At 60.1% G+C, this 17,857-nt stretch carries 18 protein-coding genes; 16 read left to right on the top strand and 2 right to left on the bottom strand.

Features of this window, described 5'->3' with window-relative positions:
• The first annotated feature begins 116 nt into the window (after positions 1-116).
• The 9 genes from CTT34_RS17020 to CTT34_RS16980 all read left to right on the top strand — a co-directional run bounded on the left by CTT34_RS17020 (position 117) and on the right by CTT34_RS16980 (position 9,996).
• Positions 117-1,112, top strand: coding sequence for a Bug family tripartite tricarboxylate transporter substrate binding protein (locus CTT34_RS17020; RefSeq protein WP_159343472.1), 996 nt, complete (start codon positions 117-119; stop codon positions 1,110-1,112).
• 107 nt (positions 1,113-1,219) lie between these two features.
• Positions 1,220-1,702, top strand: coding sequence for a tripartite tricarboxylate transporter TctB family protein (locus CTT34_RS17015; protein WP_159343471.1), 483 nt, complete (start codon positions 1,220-1,222; stop codon positions 1,700-1,702).
• Positions 1,703-1,751: 49 nt separating this feature from the next.
• Entirely contained in the window at positions 1,752-3,251 is a 1,500-nt protein-coding gene (locus CTT34_RS17010) for a tripartite tricarboxylate transporter permease (protein ID WP_159343470.1), read from the top strand.
• A gap of 376 nt (positions 3,252-3,627) precedes the next feature.
• On the top strand, positions 3,628-4,980 hold the full coding sequence (gene urtA, locus CTT34_RS17005) for an urea ABC transporter substrate-binding protein (RefSeq protein WP_159343469.1): 1,353 nt from the start codon (positions 3,628-3,630) through the stop codon (positions 4,978-4,980).
• An 83-nt stretch (positions 4,981-5,063) separates the two neighbouring features.
• On the top strand, positions 5,064-6,674 hold the full coding sequence (urtB, locus tag CTT34_RS17000; protein WP_159343468.1) for an urea ABC transporter permease subunit UrtB: 1,611 nt from the start codon (positions 5,064-5,066) through the stop codon (positions 6,672-6,674).
• Positions 6,675-6,677: 3 nt separating this feature from the next.
• Positions 6,678-7,823 (top strand): urea ABC transporter permease subunit UrtC, encoded by a 1,146-nt coding sequence (gene urtC, locus CTT34_RS16995; protein WP_062359185.1) that lies wholly within the window; start codon positions 6,678-6,680, stop codon positions 7,821-7,823.
• Complete coding sequence (gene urtD / locus CTT34_RS16990; protein WP_159343467.1) at positions 7,820-8,656, top strand: urea ABC transporter ATP-binding protein UrtD; 837 nt, start codon at positions 7,820-7,822, stop codon at positions 8,654-8,656. Before urtC ends, urtD begins: the two co-directional genes overlap by 4 nt.
• Entirely contained in the window at positions 8,656-9,363 is a 708-nt protein-coding gene (urtE, locus tag CTT34_RS16985; RefSeq protein WP_074211302.1) for an urea ABC transporter ATP-binding subunit UrtE, read from the top strand. The genes urtD and urtE overlap by 1 nt, the downstream gene beginning before the upstream one ends.
• A 108-nt stretch (positions 9,364-9,471) precedes the next feature.
• The gene (locus tag CTT34_RS16980) at positions 9,472-9,996 is read left to right on the top strand and encodes a copper chaperone PCu(A)C (protein WP_159343466.1); all 525 of its coding nucleotides are present in this window, start codon (positions 9,472-9,474) and stop codon (positions 9,994-9,996) included.
• A gap of 30 nt (positions 9,997-10,026) precedes the next feature.
• On the opposite strand, the gene CTT34_RS16975 is transcribed toward CTT34_RS16980, so the two are convergent.
• Together CTT34_RS16975 and CTT34_RS16970 are read right to left on the bottom strand one after the other, a co-directional pair.
• Positions 10,027-11,391 carry a PepSY-associated TM helix domain-containing protein gene (locus CTT34_RS16975; protein ID WP_159343465.1) on the bottom strand — a complete coding sequence of 455 codons (1,365 nt, stop codon included), beginning with the start codon at positions 11,389-11,391 and terminating at the stop codon, positions 10,027-10,029.
• 128 nt (positions 11,392-11,519) lie between these two features.
• Entirely contained in the window at positions 11,520-11,930 is a 411-nt protein-coding gene (locus tag CTT34_RS16970; RefSeq protein ID WP_159343464.1) for a DUF2946 family protein, read from the bottom strand.
• A 317-nt stretch (positions 11,931-12,247) separates the two neighbouring features.
• Here CTT34_RS16970 and CTT34_RS16965 point away from each other — a divergent pair, with 317 nt between their 5' ends.
• The 7 genes from CTT34_RS16965 (at position 12,248) to ureG (ending at position 17,760) form a co-directional block, all read left to right on the top strand.
• Positions 12,248-13,132 (top strand): urease accessory protein UreD, encoded by an 885-nt coding sequence (locus CTT34_RS16965; protein ID WP_159343463.1) that lies wholly within the window; start codon positions 12,248-12,250, stop codon positions 13,130-13,132.
• A 33-nt stretch (positions 13,133-13,165) separates the two neighbouring features.
• Complete coding sequence (ureA, locus tag CTT34_RS16960; RefSeq protein ID WP_016915359.1) at positions 13,166-13,468, top strand: urease subunit gamma; 303 nt, start codon at positions 13,166-13,168, stop codon at positions 13,466-13,468.
• 23 nt (positions 13,469-13,491) lie between these two features.
• The gene (locus CTT34_RS16955) at positions 13,492-13,800 is read left to right on the top strand and encodes an urease subunit beta (protein WP_089674735.1); all 309 of its coding nucleotides are present in this window, start codon (positions 13,492-13,494) and stop codon (positions 13,798-13,800) included.
• A gap of 161 nt (positions 13,801-13,961) precedes the next feature.
• Positions 13,962-15,677, top strand: a complete 1,716-nt coding sequence (ureC, locus tag CTT34_RS16950) for an urease subunit alpha (protein WP_159343462.1) — start codon at positions 13,962-13,964, stop codon at positions 15,675-15,677.
• A 157-nt stretch (positions 15,678-15,834) separates the two neighbouring features.
• Positions 15,835-16,398 (top strand): urease accessory protein UreE, encoded by a 564-nt coding sequence (gene ureE / locus CTT34_RS16945; RefSeq protein WP_159343461.1) that lies wholly within the window; start codon positions 15,835-15,837, stop codon positions 16,396-16,398.
• Entirely contained in the window at positions 16,388-17,101 is a 714-nt protein-coding gene (locus CTT34_RS16940) for an urease accessory protein UreF (RefSeq protein WP_159343852.1), read from the top strand. The genes ureE and CTT34_RS16940 overlap by 11 nt, the downstream gene beginning before the upstream one ends.
• A 26-nt stretch (positions 17,102-17,127) precedes the next feature.
• Positions 17,128-17,760: an urease accessory protein UreG gene (gene ureG, locus CTT34_RS16935; RefSeq protein WP_159343460.1), complete on the top strand. Its 633-nt coding sequence runs from the start codon at positions 17,128-17,130 to the stop codon at positions 17,758-17,760.
• The last annotated feature ends 97 nt before the right edge of the window (positions 17,761-17,857 follow it).

The following is a 17,857-nucleotide window of genomic DNA, read 5'->3' as shown; positions in this document are numbered from 1 at the left end:
GAAGCGTGATGCAGATTAGCCGTGCTTTTGGTTCATGACTCGGCGCACACAACAAGCCGCGCCCACCAAAACACCGTATGAATAATAACGCCTGAACAATAATGTGGAGAACGCCAATGACTACGCTTTCCTTGAAGCGCATCGCCGTGCTTGCCCTGCCGATGGCCGCCCTGGCCATGACGACCTCTGCTCAAGCGCAAGAGTGGACACCAAGCCGCTCCATCGAGTTCATCGCCCCGGCGAACCCCGGTGGCGGTTGGGATACGTTGGTGCGTACCATGTCCCGCGTGATTCAGCAGGAGTCCCTGGCAGACGAAAGCTTTGCCGCCATCAACGTACCCGGCGGCGGCGGTGCAGTGGCGTGGGCCCAGGTCGCCCGTGATAGCGGCAACCCCCATAAACTGTTTGCCACCAGCCCGCCGATGATTCTGGTGCCGCTGGCAGGCGCTTCGCGCTATGACCATACCGATTTCACGCCAATTGCGCGGATCAACACCGACTACTCCATCATCCTGGTCGCGGCGGATTCCGAGTACCAAGACCTGGAAGATCTGTTCGAAGCGCTCAAAGCCAACCCCGGCCTGAGTGTGGGCGGCGGCAGTGCGCCGGGCTCCATGGATCATATCTCGGTGGCAGGCTTGGCCTCGGCGGCGGGAATGGAAGCCTCTGCGGTGAACTACATTCCGTTCTCCGGCGGCGGCGATGCCATGACCAACCTGATGGGCGGCCACATTGAAGCGGTGATCGGCGGAGCCGGTGAAGCCGTGGGCCAACTGGGCGAAGGCAGCCAGCTGCGCGCATTGGGCGTCTCTTCTGAAGAGCGTCTGGGCGGCGGCTTGGCCGACGTGCCCACCTACCAAGAGCAGGGCTTCGATTACACCTTCGATATTTGGCGTGGCGTGATGGGTGCGCCGGATATGCCGGAAGAAGCGGTCGAGTACTACGAGACGCTGTTCGCTGAAATGCTCGAAACCGACGCATGGCGCGAAGCCAGCGACCAGCTGGGCTGGATTGATGCCTACCAGGATAGCGACGCGTTCGGCACCTTCCTGGATGAGCAGCAAGAGCAGTTCAGCAGCGTGCTGACCGACCTGGGCCTGCTGCGCCAGTAAGCGCCAGCGCCCGTTAGAGATACGCCGGCGGCTCTGCGCCGCCGGATGCTTCTATCTGTTACCGCGAGGGCTAACGCAACTGCGTTGGCATCTTCGGAGAAATTCCAATGACTCGATTAAATGTTAACCAGTGGCTAGCGCTCGTACTAGCACTGGTAGCGGCTGCTTATCTGGCCATGGCCTGGCAAATTCCAACGTTTCCTCTGCCGCGCCCGGTGGATTCAGACCTCTTCCCCAAAGTGCTGGGTGTGTCGCTGCTGCTACTGGCCGCGCTGCTGTTTTTTGAAAAGCCGAGCGCCATTGCTGGGGCTGATGAAATCGACCATGAGGCCACTAACGGACCGCTGCTGTTCACTCCCTGGGCGCGTGTCATCGTGACCGCGCTGGCCATTGCCGCCTATGCGTTCCTGCTGGTGCCGCTGGGTTTTGTACTGGCCTCCACGCTACTAAGCGTGGGTTTAACCGCCTATTACGGCTATCGCCGCCATGGCGTCAACCTAGCGGTATCGCTGGGTGTGGTACTGGCCCTTTACCTGACCATGACGCGGGTAATGGATGTTTACCTACCCACCGGCGTACTGCCGTTCTAAGCATGGCGTGCGGATGCACCTATAGCGGGTTTTAACGAGAGACACTCCCATGGATGCCTTAAACAATCTGATGTACGGCTTTGGCATCGCGCTTGAGCCAATCAATATCGCCTACGTATTCGCCGGTGTGTTTGCGGGTACTATTATCGGCATGCTGCCCGGCCTGGGGCCGATCAGCGCGCTGGCCCTGATGATTCCAATCACCTTTGCCATGGAGCCCTCCTCTGGGTTGATTCTGATGGCCGGGGTCTATTATGGCGCTATCTTCGGCGGCTCGACGTCGTCCATTCTGCTCAACGCCCCCGGCGTGGCGGGCACGGTAGCGACCTCCTTCGATGGTTACCCGATGGCCAAGCAGGGCATGGCGGGTAAGGCGCTGGCCATTGCCGCCTACGCCTCCTTCATTGGCGGTACGGTCTCGGTGGTCTTTTTGATGCTGGTGGCCCCGCTGCTCTCCAAGGTGGCGGTGAGCTTTGGCCCCGCAGAGTACTTTGCACTGATGGTACTGGGCCTGACGGCGGTGGTGTCGTTGTCAGATAAGTCGCTGGTGAAAGGCCTGATTGCGGCGGTTATTGGAGTGATGATCTCGATTGTGGGGATCGACACGCAAACCGGCACCGAACGCTTTACCTTCAACTCGATTCAACTGCTCGACGGCATCGACTTCCTGGTCGTGGCGCTGGGTATCTTCGCCTTGGCGGAAGTGTTCTACATGCTGCTGCGTGGTGGCGGTGGTAAAGAGGTGCCGCGCAACGTGATTGGCTCGCTGAAGCTGAGCCGCGGTGAAGTGAAGAAAATTGCGGGCCCCATTAGCCGCAGTTCCGTACTGGGCTTCTTTACCGGCGTACTGCCGGGGGCGGGCGCCACCATTGGCTCCTTTCTGGGCTACAGCATGGAGAAGCGCCTGGCGAAAGATGGCGACACCTTTGGTCAGGGCAACATCAAGGGCGTAGCCGCTCCGGAAGCGGCCAACAACGCCGCCTGTACCGGCTCTTTCGTGCCGTTGTTAACTCTGGGTGTGCCGGGCTCTGGTACCACGGCGGTCCTGTTGGGCGCGCTGCTGGTGATGGGTGTGACGCCTGGCCCGATGATGTTGGAGCAGCGTCCGGATGTGTCCTGGGGCGTGATTGCCAGTATGTACATCGGCAACATCTTCCTGCTGGTACTGAACCTGCCGCTGATCCCGCTGATCGCTAAAATCCTCGACCTGCCGCGCCCGCTGCTGCTGTCGATGATTCTGATCTTCTGCATGATCGGCGTTTACGGCATGAGCTTCAGCGTCTTTGACCTGCTGCTACTGCTGGGCTTTGGCCTGCTGGGCTTGGGCATGCGCCTGTTTGGCTTCCCCACTGCGCCGCTGATCCTTGCGCTGATTCTCGGTAACATCATGGAAGAGTCCATGCGCCGGGCGCTGCAGATCTCCGGTGGCGACTGGACTACCTTTATCGACAAGCCGATTTCGCTGTCGCTCCTGGTCATCGCCGTGCTGTCGCTTGGCCTGCCGCTGCTCAAAAAACGTCGCACGAAAGCCGCTGCTGCTGTGAACTAACACTATTGGCGGACCCCGAAAGCGCCCTCGCGTCTGCGAGGGCGCTTTTTTTATGGTGCACCTTCGCCCGTGGTGCAAAGCGTCGTGGTGGTGCATAACAATCGTGCATGGGCGCCGCCGCGTTGCGTCATCTTGGTGCTAAGTGGTCTGAGCGGTATTTTTTGTACACAGCTAAGTGTTTGATTGTATTTTTAATCGTGGCCTTTGTTCCACATTGGCGCACCCCTTGCAGTGTGTATGGCGACGTGTGAATACGAGTTGTAACTCGCGACCCACGAGTGGACGCACCAAGTGCCCCGTCGCCTCAATAACGACAACGCTTGGTCGCGGTACCCCAAACACGAGCCCCAACCATAAGGGGCGCAAGGAGGTTCAAGTGACCACACTGCAGCGCAAGACACACCCACGTACCCTTAGCCGTTTCGCCACTGCCCTGATCACCGCCGCTGTGATGGGCGCCAGCGCGCAAGCGGTGGCCCAAGACGACGACCCCATCAAAGTTGGTATTTTGCACTCGCTCTCCGGCACCATGGCTATCAGTGAATCGACCCTGAAAGACACCGTGGAAATGCTTATTGAGCAGCAGAACGAAGCCGGTGGCCTGCTGGGCCGTCAGCTAGAAGCCGTGGTGGTCGACCCCGCGTCTAACTGGCCGCTGTTTGCCGAGCGCGCCCGCGAGCTGCTGGCCCAGGAAGAAGTGGATGTGATCTTCGGCAACTGGACCTCCGTTTCCCGTAAAGCGGTGCTGCCGGTGGTAGAAGAGCTCAACGGCCTGCTGTTCTACCCGGTGCAGTACGAAGGCGAAGAGTCGTCTGAAAACGTCTTCTACACCGGTGCCGCGCCCAACCAGCAGGCCATTCCTGCCGTTGAGTATTTGATCAACGAAGTGGGTATCGAGCGCTTCGCGCTGATCGGCACCGACTACGTCTACCCGCGCACCACCAACCGCGTCTTGGAAGCGTTCCTGAAAGATGAGCACGGTGTGGCCGAAGAAGACATCATGGTCAACTACACGCCGTTTGGTCACTCGGACTGGCAGAACATCGTCTCCGAAATTCGCCGCTTTGGTGAAGAGGGCAAGCCCACCGCCGTGATCTCCACCATTAACGGCGACGCCAACGTGCCGTTCTACCGCGAGCTGGCTAACCAAGGCATTGATGCCGCCGACATTCCGGTCATCGCCTTCTCGGTGGGTGAGCAGGAGCTTTCTGGTATCGACACCGCGCCGCTGGTGGGCCACCTAGCCGCCTGGAACTATTTCATGAGCGTTGATACCGACGCCAACTACGACTTTATCGACGCCTGGATTGAGCACACCGGTGACGAGATGTCGGTGACCAACGACCCCATGGAAGCTCACTACATTGGCTTCAACATGTGGGCCGAAGCCGTGCGTAAAGCGGGCACCACCGATGTGGATACGGTGAAAGACGCGATTATCGGCGTGACCGTACCGAACCTCTCCGGCGGTTACGCGGCGATGATGCCTAACCACCACATCACCAAGCCGGTGCTGATTGGTGAAGTTCAGGATAACGGCCAGTTCGATATCGTCTGGCAAACGCCCTCTACCGTGGCCGGTGATGCGTGGTCGGATTACCTGCCGGGCTCCCGTGACCTGATCTCTGATTGGCGCAAGCCCATGGAGTGCGGCAACTTTAACGTTGTGAACGGTTCCTGTGGTGGCAGCACCGCAGCAGAAGAAGCCGAAGCAGCGCTCGCCGAGTAACTTCCGTCCCTTACTGCGCCAGCGCAATGGCGCAGTAGGGGAGCACGCTATCTCCCCCATTTGATCACCAAAGGAAGAACCCCATGAGGCGTTTCCTTTCCTTGGGGCTGCTGTGCTTGATGCTACTCGGCACCGCCGTGTCGGCGCAGGCACAAAGCAGCTCCTCGACCCCCGATGACCAAGCCGCACTCGCGCTGTTAACCGCGCTGGATGTGGACTCCTACCGCGATAAAGGCGAAGCCATTACCGCTATTTTGCAAAGCGATGATGAGCGTGCCCGCGACTGGCTGCAGGCGCTGCTGGATGGCCGCCTTCAGCGCATCGACGATGGCCGCTTCGTGCTGGTGCTCGAGAACCGTGGCCGTGACTGGCCGGTGGCCGATGCGCTGACCAACGAGTCGCTGGGCGAAATGTCCCGCCGCGACCTGGACCGCATCGGTATCAACAACGCGCTGCGCAACCAGCTGCGCAGCGCCATTGCCGTGGTGGACCTCTACTCGCCTAACGTCGAGCGCCGCCGCACTTCCGCCGACCGCTTGCTGGGCGAAGTGGACGGCGAGCTGGCCGATACGCTGGAACCGGTGATTGCTGACGCGGAAGATGAGTACGTTCGCACGCGCTTGGCCCAAGCGGTGGCGATTTATCGCGCCGAGCAGGGCGAGATGGCGGGTGTCGAGGCGCTCACCGGCAGCCTTCACCCGCGTGCTCGCGTGGCGTTAGGCCGTGCCGCGAATAGTGAAGACCCGATTGTTGCCGATGCAGCAGCCACCGCGCTGGCAGGCATTGAGCAGCAGCTCAAGATTAACCGGGGCCTGGAAACGCTCTACTTCGGCTTGAGCCTTGGCTCGGTGCTGGTGCTGGCAGCGATTGGCCTGGCGATTACCTTTGGCGTGATGGGCGTGATCAACATGGCCCACGGCGAGCTGATGATGCTGGGCGCCTACACCACCTGGATGATGCAGCAACTGCTGCCGGGCCAGCCCGGGTTGGCGCTGATTCTATCAATTCCGGCGGGCTTTATGGTGGCGGCGCTGGTGGGCATTGCCATTGAGCGGGGCGTGATCCAGTTCCTCAAAGGCCGCCCGCTGGAAACCCTGCTGGCAACCTTCGGTATCAGCCTGATTCTACAGCAGCTGGTGCGTACGGTGATTTCACCGCTCAACCGCACCGTGGTGACGCCGGAGTGGATGAGCGGCTCGCTGGTGATCAACGACGCGCTTTCGCTGACCCTCAACCGGATGTTCGTGCTGGGTTTTGCGCTGGTGGTGTTCGCTGCGCTGATGCTGATTATGCGTCGCACCCGCTTAGGGCTTGAAGTGCGTGCCGTGACCCAGAACCGCGCCATGGCGCGCTCTATGGGTATTCGCGCCACCCGCGTGGATATCATGACGTTTGCGCTGGGTTCCGGCGTGGCGGGCTTGGCGGGCGTGGCGCTCTCCCAGCTCACCAACGTGGGCCCCAACCTGGGCCAGAACTACATCATCGACTCGTTCATGGTGGTGGTGTTCGGCGGCGTGGGTAACCTGTGGGGCACGCTGGTGGCAGGGCTCTCGCTGGGGGTGATCAACCAGGTGCTGGAACCCTGGGCGGGCGCGGTGCTGGCCAAGATTATCGTGCTGGTCTTCATCATTCTGTTTATTCAAAAACGCCCGCGTGGACTCTTCCCGCAGAAGGGCCGGGCTGCGGAGGGCTAACCCATGATGACGCAAGCAACATCCAGCCAGTTTTGGCTCACCCGCCCGTTCGGTGAGCGGGCCACCCAGACCTTCCTCGGCGTGCTGTTTGCCGCGCTGCTGCTGGTCACCGTGCTGCATCTGGCGGTGCCCCAGGGGCACCCGCTGCATGTGAACGCTTACACCGTTAACCTGTTCGGCAAGTACCTAAGCTACGCGCTGCTCGCGGTCGCGGTCGATTTAGTATGGGGCTACCTGGGTATCTTGAGCCTGGGCCATGGGGCGTTTTTTGCCATTGGCGGCTACGCCATGGGCATGTACCTGATGCGCCAAATCGGTGATCGTGGCACCTACGGCCACCCGGTACTGCCAGACTTTATGGTGTTCCTGAACTGGGACAGCCTGCCCTGGTACTGGCACGGCTTCGATATGGCCTGGTTTGCCTTTGCCATGGTGCTACTGGCACCGGGGCTGCTGGCGCTGGTGTTCGGCTTTTTAGCCTTCCGCTCACGGGTAACGGGGGTGTATCTCTCGATTATTACCCAGGCGCTCACGTTTGCCTTGATGCTGGCCTTCTTCCGCAACGAAATGGGCTTTGGCGGCAATAACGGCCTGACCGACTTCCGCGAGCTGCTGGGCTTTAACCTGCGTAGCGATGCCACGCGCTTGGGGCTGTTTATTGCTACCGGCGTGGCGCTGGCGCTGGGCTATATCCTCTGCCGGGCAATCGTGACCAGCAAACTGGGCCGGGTATGTGTAGCGACCCGGGATGCCGAGGCGCGTACGCGCTTTATTGGCTACCGCGTCGAGCGCTTCCAGCTGTTTGTCTTCGTGGTCTCGGCTATGCTGGCGGGCCTTGCCGGGGCGCTCTATGTGCCGCAAGTGGGCATTATTAACCCCAGCGAATTCTCGCCGCTGTTCTCGATTGAAATTGTATTGTGGGTGGCGCTGGGTGGCCGGGCCACGCTGTACGGCGCGGTGATCGGCGCGATTTTGGTCAACTACGCCAAAACCATCTTCACCGGCATTATGCCCGACGCCTGGTTGTTCGCTCTGGGCGCGCTATTCGTGCTGGTCACGGTGCTGCTGCCCAAAGGTGTAGCGGGGCTGTTAGGCCACCTCAAGCGCCGCAAAGAGGATGATCACCCACCCAAGGAGGCCGCCGCATGAGCCTATTACAATCGCTAAAAGCGCGGGATCGGGTGTTTGATTTTATGGCCACCGAGGCCTCGCCGGTCGACGTGCGCCACGGCCCGATTCTGTATATGGAAGATGTCACCGTCAGCTTTGATGGCTTCAAGGCGATCAATAATTTGAACCTGACCATCGACGATGGCGAGCTGCGCTGCATTATCGGCCCCAACGGGGCCGGTAAAACCACCATGATGGATATCATTACTGGCAAAACCCGCCCCACCGAAGGCAGCGTGTGGTTCGGCAGCCGCCATAACCTGCTACAGATGAACGAGCCAGAAATCGCCAGCCTCGGCATTGGCCGCAAGTTCCAGAAGCCCACGGTGTTCGAAGCGCTCAGCGTATTCGAGAATCTGGAATTGGCGATGGCTGCCGACAAGCGCATCTTCCCTACGCTGACTGCCCGCATGACCGGGGAGATCAAAGACCGCATTGACGACGTGCTGGAAACCATCGGCCTGACTGCGCTGCGCTTTCAGCCCGCCGGTATTCTCTCCCACGGCCAAAAACAGTGGCTGGAGATTGGCATGCTGCTGATGCAGCGCCCGCGCCTGCTGCTGGTAGATGAGCCGGTGGCCGGGATGACCGAGCAGGAGATGGAGCGCACCGCCGAGCTGCTCACGGGGCTTGCTGGCAAGCAGTCGGTGGTGGTGGTAGAGCACGACATGGGCTTTGTACGCTCGATTGCGCGCAAAGTAACCGTGCTGCACCAGGGTAGCGTGCTGGCCGAAGGCAGTATGGATCAGGTCTCCAACGACCCCAAAGTGGTCGAGGTGTATCTAGGGTCGGATGAAGAGGAGAGCGCCTGATGCTGGCGATTGAAAAGCTCAACCAGTTCTATGGCGAGAGCCATACGCTGTGGGACTTAGACCTAGACGTGCCCGCCGGGCAGTGCACCTGCGTGATGGGCCGCAACGGGGTGGGTAAAACCACGCTGATGAAAGCCATCATGGGCGAAGTCGCGGTCAAAAGCGGCCAGCTGCGCTACCAGGGCGATGGCAGTGAGGTCGAGCTCACCAAAAAAGCCGTGGAAGCGCGCTCGCGACTGGGCATCGGTTTTGTGCCCCAGGGGCGGCAGATCTTCCCGCTGCTCACGGTGGAGGAGAACCTACGCACCGGGCTTGCCGCCCGGGGCGACGGGCTGAAAAAAATCCCGGAGCGTATCTACGAGCTGTTTCCGGTGCTCAAAGAGATGAAGCACCGCCGGGGCGGCGATTTATCCGGCGGCCAACAGCAGCAGCTCGCCATTGGCCGCGCGCTGGTGATCGAACCTAAGCTGCTGATTCTTGATGAACCCGGCGAGGGCATTCAGCCCAATATCGTCGCCCAAATCGGCCAGGTGATTCGCCAACTGATCAAAGAGGATGGCTTAACGGTGCTGCTGGTCGAGCAAAAGCTGCCCTTCGCCCGTAAATACGCCGACCGCTTCGTGATTATGGATCGCGGCCGCCCGGTCGCCAAAGGCGAGATCAGTGAACTCTCTAACGAGCTGATTAAGCAGCATTTGACGGTTTAAGTTATCCACACCCGGTTTACAGCCGTGGATCGGGTGGTGGTTGCCGCTATCACTGAGTAATATCGCGGTAAGCGCTAGGTTTTGGCGATGTTACCCACGGAGAACACTATGTTGATGCGCCGTTTTACGCTGTTAACCGCACTGCTGTTCATGAGTACTCCGCTGATGGCGGCTCATCATGGCAGCGACCACTCGGATGCCATGGAAGGCCACGCCTCTATTGAAGTGGCGCAACCCTGGACCCGTGCAACGCCGCCGGGGGCCGGAGCGGGCGGTGGCTTTGTCACCCTCACCAATCATGGCGATGGCGATGACATGCTGCTGGGGGCGACCAGCCCGCTCACCGAGCGTGTCGAGATTCATATTATGGAGATGGATGGCGATGTGATGCGCATGGCACCCCTGCCCGGTGGCATCGAGCTACCGGCGGGCGAGAGCGTGACGCTGGCGCCGGGCGGTTTGCACTTGATGTTGATGGAATTGGGCTCACCCATTGTTGAAGGTGAGCCCGTCCCTGTGACGCTTGAATTCCAGCACGCCGAGCCGATGGAAATTGAGCTTCAGGTGCTACCCGTCGGGGCGTCACCAGACGGTGACCACCACGAAGGCAGCCACGGTGACGCGGCGCACTAAGTCAGCCCATTGCGCAAGCCTGCCGCCCCGTTAGCCTTGGCGAGCGGGGCGGCGTTCCTGAAGTGGCCGCACGATCAGCCAGTCGATGATCAGCATCACGATCAAAGACGCCCCAACGAGCGGAAACAGCACGCCGCCAATCACGAGAAGGGCGATCAGCCCACGAAACACGCGTTTATCGGTGGGCAAGGGCGGCACGCCCATGGCACCTGATGGGCGACGCTTCCACCACATCACGCCTGCGGCTACGCACATCACGATGATGGCGATGCATACCGCCAGCAGGAAGAGCTGATTGATAAGCCCAAACTCCTGCCCCAAGTGAACGTTAATCCCAAACTCCAGCCAGCAGCCTAGCGGGCCATAGTCGGCGTAGCTCATATCAAGCAGCGGCTCACCGCTATATTGATCAAGGTGAATCACCCGCTGTTGACTGACATCATCAGGATAAATCGAACCGGTATACACCCCAGCGGCCGTGGTTGGCAGATTGACGCTGTAGCCCTGTGGTAGGCCCAAAGCTTCTAACTGAGCCACGGCGTTGTTCAACCCAATGCGCGGGGCAGGCACGGCAGGCTGTATGGATTCCGGCACGCGCGCCTGCTCCAGTGACCAACTGGTGCTGCCTTGGTCGCTTAAATAGGCGTTGGACATCGGTACGTCCACCCGAACGCCAGCCGGGTAGCCAAAGTTATTGCCGTTGGCCCACTCGTTTACCTGTGCGCCCCAAACGCCCGACCACGGCATGCCGGTAAGGGCCAAAAACACAACGAACCCACCAATAAAGATACCCAGCACCGCGTGCAGGTCGCGCCAGAACACTCGGCTTTTGGGTTTGCCACGCACGCTCACCACGCCGCCCCTACCGTTGCGCGGCCACCAGAGATAAATGCCGGTGGCGACCAACAAAATCGACCAGCCCGCAGCAATCTCAATCAGCTTGCGCGGGGTTTGCCCGAAGAACTTGAAGCTATGCAGGTAGCGAACGGTCCACATCACCGTTCCCCGGTCATCCAGAGCGCCCAGCACTTCCGCCGTATAGGGATTGACGTACACGGCCAGCCGTTCGCCAGTTAGTGAGTTAACGGTTACTTCCGCTGAGCTTCCCGGGGTGGCGGGCGAGGTGTATGTCACCGCCGTGCCGGGGTAATCCCGCAGCGCCGAACTCACGAGTGAGGCGGCAGGCTGTGTGGCTTGCTGAACTTCCACGCGCTTGAGATCTGAATGAATGAGCGCATCCAGCTCGTCATCGAATAAATACAGCGCCCCGGTCAGCGAGAGCGCGATTAAAAAAGGCAGGACTAATAGGCCTGCATAAAAATGCCAGCGCCAAACGGCGCGATACAGATCAAGCGGCGCTTTGCGCGTTGTCTGTGTGGAACTCATTGTCGTCATGCACACGCTCCAAGCGCTCAAAGCACCGTGTTGTCCGCACGTAGCGGCGCTAACACGGCGTTCAAGACGCGATATTTATTTGCCAGCCAAGCCCGTTTTTAGCTGGCCAGTTAGGTAAACCCTTTGAGTTAAATGACCTTTAACGTGGGCGGAGCGCGAGGATAGGCGTGGGGGTAGGCTTGTACCGCAGCAGCGCGCTGGGCAAAGGCCGCTGGCAGCGGCGTACGTGTGATAAAGGCCACACTGCCAATGGCGGGTAAATGGTGAGGGGCGGTAGGCGTTTTTTGCCATATACCGCAATAGTCACACGGGTGATACCAGTGGTGCAGAGGGTCATCGTGATGAGATGACGGACCCGCCGATGTGCCATGCGGCGCGGCATCATGTCCGTGTGCATGTTCTGAAGAGTGGTCTAACGCCTGCCATTGAGACTGCAATTGCGAGAACAGCGGCCCAGCAAAGAGCAGGTAGATCGCCACGAACGCTAAATAGAGCGCTGTGCGATACCAAAAAGAGTTGGCTGAGCGGAAAGATCGCATCTCAAACTACGCTTTGTGAGCTGTCTGAATGACGGCTAAGCAGTTTACAGCGTCATACCGATGCAAAGTACCCGATGCCTGCGATTAACGCTGTGGTGTATTGCCGCGAAAGAGGGGGCTGCATTCGCACTTATTTGGTGCGTTTGAAGGTGTTTTTGCTCGTTTATGGTGCTTTTTACCCTGGTTGAACTGCATAAAGGGAGCCGCTTCAGGCTATAAAAGCGTTTTGGCGCTGCCTGAATCGCACTTTCACCATTTTGGCGCACTCCTTGCATTTGTAAGGTAATGATTTATACACAAGGAAGCGACAGCGCCCCATGATGTTGAGCGAACTCGCCCCACCCGCTGCTGGTTCCGGCCACCGCTTTGACGCCGAGCGCCGCTGGGCCGCCTCGCTAGCCCTGCGTTTTGCCAACCGCGATGGCGTGACTCGGTTAGTGCAAGCGCGTCACCAAGGGCCGTTACGGGTACAGCGCCCCTTCTACCCAGAAGGCAGCCAGGAAGCGTGCCACGTTTACGTATTGCACCCGCCTGGCGGGCTCGTGAGCGGCGATGCGCTGACCATCCGTGCTCATATCGAGCGCGGAGCCCATGCGCTGCTCACCACACCCGCCGCCAATAAGCTCTACAAAGCCGACAGCCAAGGCGTGGCCTGGACACAGCACACCGAGCTGACGGTAGAGGAGGGTGGCACCTTAGAGTGGCTGCCCCAGGAAACCATCGCGTTTAATGGTTCAAAGGGCACTCAACGCACCCATATTGCGCTGCAGGGCAATGCTCGCTGCCTAGGCTGGGAAGTGATGGCGCTCGGCCGCCCAGCAAGCGACCTGCCCTATGTCTCTGGGCGTATTGAACAGCACTTTCGCTTAACCCTAGATGGCAAACCGCTGTGGCTTGAACGCCAGCCGCTAGACCCTGCGCACCCACGCTTTGCGGGCCGCTGGGGGCAGGGCGGCGCAACGGTGCAGGCCACGCTCTGGGCGGTAGGCATTGACGATGCCGCTGCGGCCATTGAAGCACTGCGCGAAGCGCTGCCGGATAACCCCCGCTGGGCGGTAACCGTGCGCCACGGCGTACTGCTGCTGCGCTATCTAGGCACATCCCGTAACGAAGCCTGGGCGCTGTGTGAACAGGCCTGGCACCTGCTTCGGCCGCGCTGGATCGAGCGCGAAGCGCACACGCCGCGCATTTGGCTAACCTAATGAGCAACACGCTGATAACGCTGGAGACACTCCATGGAACTGACCCCACGAGACAAAGACAAGCTGATGCTGTTTACCGCCGCCCAGCTTGCCGAGCGCCGCAAAGCGCGTGGTTTAAAACTGAACTACCCCGAAGCGGTAGCGCTGATCAGCTTTGAGATTATGGAAGGCGCGCGAGATGGCCGCAGCGTAGCGGATTTAATGAGCTACGGCCGCGAAATCCTCACCCGAGACGACGTGATGGAAGGCGTGGCGGAGATGGTCGATGAAGTACAGGTGGAAGCCACCTTCCCCGATGGCACCAAGCTGGTCACCGTTCACACGCCGATCAACTAATCATCCACCATTAGGAGAGCGCCATGATTCCAGGACAGTATCAGTTACAAGAGGGTGATATCGAGCTGTGCGCGGGTCGCGAGCGTATCACCGTGGAGGTGGCTAACACCGGCGACCGGCCCATTCAGCTTGGCTCCCACTACCACTTTGCTGAAGCCAACCCCGCGCTGGTGTTTGACCGCGATAAAACCCGTGGCTACCGCCTGGACGTCGCCGCCGGAACCGCCATCCGCTTCGAACCCGGCCAAACCCGCGAAGTCACGCTGATTCCGTTTGTCGGCAAGCGGGAAATCTACGGCTTCCGTGGCGATGTGATGGGGCCGCTCGATTAGCCAACGGATTAATAAAGAACAACCGACGGTAGGGCGGGCATCGGCTGGGTGACTGTCTGCGCCATGGATGGCGCAGTCAAGCGTACAAGGACGTATTCACAGCGTGTCACACAGACGATGGCCGCCCAGCACTGGACTCAACGCTTGAGGCAGAGGCAAATATGAAACCGGTAAACAAGATCAGTCGGCAAGCCTACGCCGATATGTACGGCCCCACCGTAGGCGACCGCGTGCGCCTGGGCGACACCGAGCTGTGGATTCAAGTCGAAAAAGACGCCACCCACTACGGTGAAGAAGTGAAGTTCGGCGGCGGTAAAGTCATCCGCGATGGCATGGGCCAAAGCCAGCGCCAAGATGCCACGGTGATGGACACTGTGATCACCAACGCGCTGATTTTAGACTGGTGGGGCATCGTCAAAGCCGATGTAGGTCTGCAAAACGGCCGCATCGCCGCCATTGGCAAAGCAGGCAACCCCGATACCCAGCCCGATGTGGAAATCGTGATTGGCCCCGGCACCGAAGTGATTGCTGGCGAAGGCAAAATCCTCACCGCAGGTGGCATCGACGCCCACATCCACTTTATCTGCCCTCAGCAGGTGGAAGAAGCGCTGATGAGCGGTGTGACTACCATGCTGGGCGGCGGCACTGGCCCCGCCACCGGCTCCAACGCCACCACCTGCACCCCCGGCGAGTGGCACATTGGCAAAATGCTTCAAGCGGTAGACGACCTGCCCATGAACATCGGCCTGCTCGGCAAAGGCAACGCCAGCCTGCCGGAAGGGCTCGAAGCGCAGCTGGAAGCGGGCGCGATGGGTCTCAAGCTGCATGAAGACTGGGGCACCACCCCCGCCTCGATTGATACCTGCTTAAGCGTGGCGGAAAAGTACGATGTGCAGATCGCCATTCACACCGATACGCTCAACGAATCCGGCTTTGTGGAAGACACCCTGGCGGCGTTTAAAGGGCGCGGCATTCACACCTACCACACCGAAGGCGCAGGCGGCGGCCATGCCCCGGATATCCTCACCGCCTGCTCCAAAGAGTACGTGCTGCCGTCTTCCACCAACCCCACGCGGCCCTACACGGTGAACACCATCGACGAGCATCTCGACATGCTCATGGTTTGCCACCACCTGGACCCCAATATCCCCGAAGATGTCGCCTTTGCGGATTCACGCATTCGCCGCGAAACCATCGCCGCTGAGGATATTTTGCACGACCTAGGTGTGATCTCGATGATCGCCTCCGACTCCCAGGCCATGGGCCGCGTGGGTGAAGTGGTCTGCCGCACCTGGCAAACCGCCCACAAAATGAAAGTGCAGCGTGGCCTGCTGCCGGAAGATGAAGCGCTGGGGGCCGACAACCTGCGCGCCAAGCGTTATATCGCCAAGTACACCATCAACCCCGCCATTACCCACGGCATTGCCCACGAAGTCGGATCGATTGAAGTCGGTAAGCTGGCGGATTTGGTGCTGTGGAAGCCCGCTTTCTTTGGCGTCAAACCCGCGCTGATCCTAAAAGGCGGCATGATTGCCGGTGCACCCATGGGCGACCCCAACGCCTCCATCCCCACGCCGCAGCCGGTGCACTACCGCCCCATGTTCGGCACCTTTGGCCGTGCCGCCAGCCAGACCCGGCTCAACTTTGTCAGCCAAGCGGCGATTGACGCAGGCATTAAAGAGCGCCTGGGACTACAAAGCACGCTTTCCGCTTGTAAGAACGTGCGCGGCGTGCGCAAAAAAGATATGAAGCTCAACGACGCCTGCCCAGAACTCACCGTCGACCCGCAAACCTACGAAGTGCGCTGCGACGGCGAACTCCTCACCTGCGAACCCGCGACCGAGCTACCGCTGGCGCAGCTGTATCACTTGTTTTGAATGTAGGGTATACCCCACGTGACACGAGAGCAGGGAGCAGCCCGTAGAGAGGGTCTTTTGCCATGGATGGCAAAAGTAGCGTACAGGGATGTATTCACAGCGCCCTCTCGTAGGGCTGCTCCCGGCGAGCCTCAAAGGCTATACCAGGACGATATCGATGTTGAAACTGATTGAACGCCTCGGCCCCATAGATGAGGGCACCGCCAGCGACACGCTGACACTGCCCTTCGAGCTACGCATTCGCGGCCGCTTAAAAGCCGAGAGCGACAGCGGCCAGCCGCTGGGGCTGTTTCTGGATCGCGGCCCCGTACTGCGCGATGGTGAAGGCCTAAAAGCCGAAAACGGCGAGATCGTGCGCATTTGCGCCGCGATCGAACCCGTGGTGACCGCGCGAGTGAGTACTGGCTTACCCCTGGCCCGGCTTGCTTACCACCTCGGCAACCGCCATGTGCAGCTCGCGCTGGGTGAAGATGCGAAAGGAGGCTGGGTACGCTTCCCGCCCGACCACGTCCTCGAAGAGCTGGCCGAGCTGCTGGGTGCCACGCTTGAACACCACAACGCCACCTTCGACCCCGAACCGGGCGCTTACAACCAAGTGGGCGATGGGCATTCGCACAGCCATTCGCACGGTCATTCACACAGCCACGGCCATGGGCACGCTCATTCCCACGACCACGACCACGACCACGACCACGCGCATGAGCACCACCATGCCCACTGAACAGTCCTCAGACCTCGCCCTGCTAGGGTTGATGCAGCTCGTCAGCCCCGCGCTGCCCATTGGTGCCTTCGCCTTTTCCCAAGGGCTAGAGAGCGCTTTTGAGTTGGGCTGGGTGAGTGATGAGCCAAGCCTGTCTCATTGGCTATCCGGCGTGCTGGAAGATGGCATAAGCTGCTGTGAGCTGCCGCTGATCGAGCGGCTATATCGCGCTTTCGAGGAGCAGGATGGCACTGCGGTGGCCGAGTGGGACGACTGGCTGGCCGCCACCCGTGAAACTGCGGAATTGGCCGCTGAAGACAGCCGCCTGGGCGCCTCGCTGAAGCGGCTACTGGGCAGTCTCGACCTATTACCAAAAAATGCAGGGCTGCCTAGTGAAGACTCACTCACGCCCTTGCTACCGGTGCAGGCTGGCTATGTGACCCTGTTTGCCTGGGCGGCTTACCAGCGCGGCATCCCCGTGCGCCAAGCGCAGCTCGGCTTTGGCTGGGCGTGGCTGGAAAACCAGCTCGCGGTAGCCTGTAAAGCGCTGCCGCTGGGCCACACCGCTGCCCAGCGCATTATCGAGCAGTTACGTGGCGAGCTGGTGAATGCCGTCGAGAAGGCCCAGCGGCTAGACGATGACGAGCTTGGCCCCGCGCTGCCCGGCGTCGCGCTGGCCAGCGCCCTACACGAAACCCAATATTCCCGCTTGTTTAGAAGCTAACGAGCGTTGTTATTTAGGAGAAAATCATGACTCACTGTTTACGCGTTGGCGTGGGTGGCCCGGTCGGTTCAGGTAAAACCGCCCTGCTCAAGCAGCTCTGTACCGCGCTGCGGGACCACTATGATATCGCCGTCGTCACCAACGATATCTATACCCGTGAAGATGCCGATTTCCTGCTCAAGCACGATGCGCTGCCCGCCGACCGTATTCTCGGCGTAGAAACCGGCGGCTGCCCGCACACGGCGATTCGTGAAGATGCCTCGATGAACCTAGCGGCGATTGATGAGCTACACGCCCGTCATCCCAAGCTGGAGCTGGTGCTGGTCGAGTCTGGCGGCGATAACCTTTCCGCCACGTTTAGCCCCGAGCTTTCTGATCTGACGCTTTATGTGATCGACGTGTCGGCAGGCGACAAAATACCCCGCAAAGGCGGCCCCGGCATCACCAAATCGGATCTGCTGATTATCAACAAAATCGACATTGCCGAGCAGGTGCACGCCTCACTGGAGGTGATGGAGCGCGACTCGAAAAAAATGCGCGGCGAGCGCCCGTTCGTGTTCACCAACCTCTACGATGGCGTGGGGCTTGAAGAGATCATCCGCTTCATTCTCGATAAAGGCATGCTGGACGAGCGTCGCCCGCAGGCGGCCACTGCATAGTCCCCCGGCGGTTTTTGCGCATAAAAAAGCTGCCCAGCCCCGGTAGATCCGGCGCTGGGCAGCGTTGTTTTGTGGTTGGCGTCGTGCCAAAACGGGC

Source organism: Halomonas meridiana (genome assembly GCF_009846525.1).
In the GTDB taxonomy this organism is placed as follows: Bacteria; Pseudomonadota; Gammaproteobacteria; order Pseudomonadales; family Halomonadaceae; genus Vreelandella.
The sequence above is the reverse complement of the archived record's forward strand: the minus strand, read 5'-3'. Positions and strand labels throughout refer to the sequence as shown.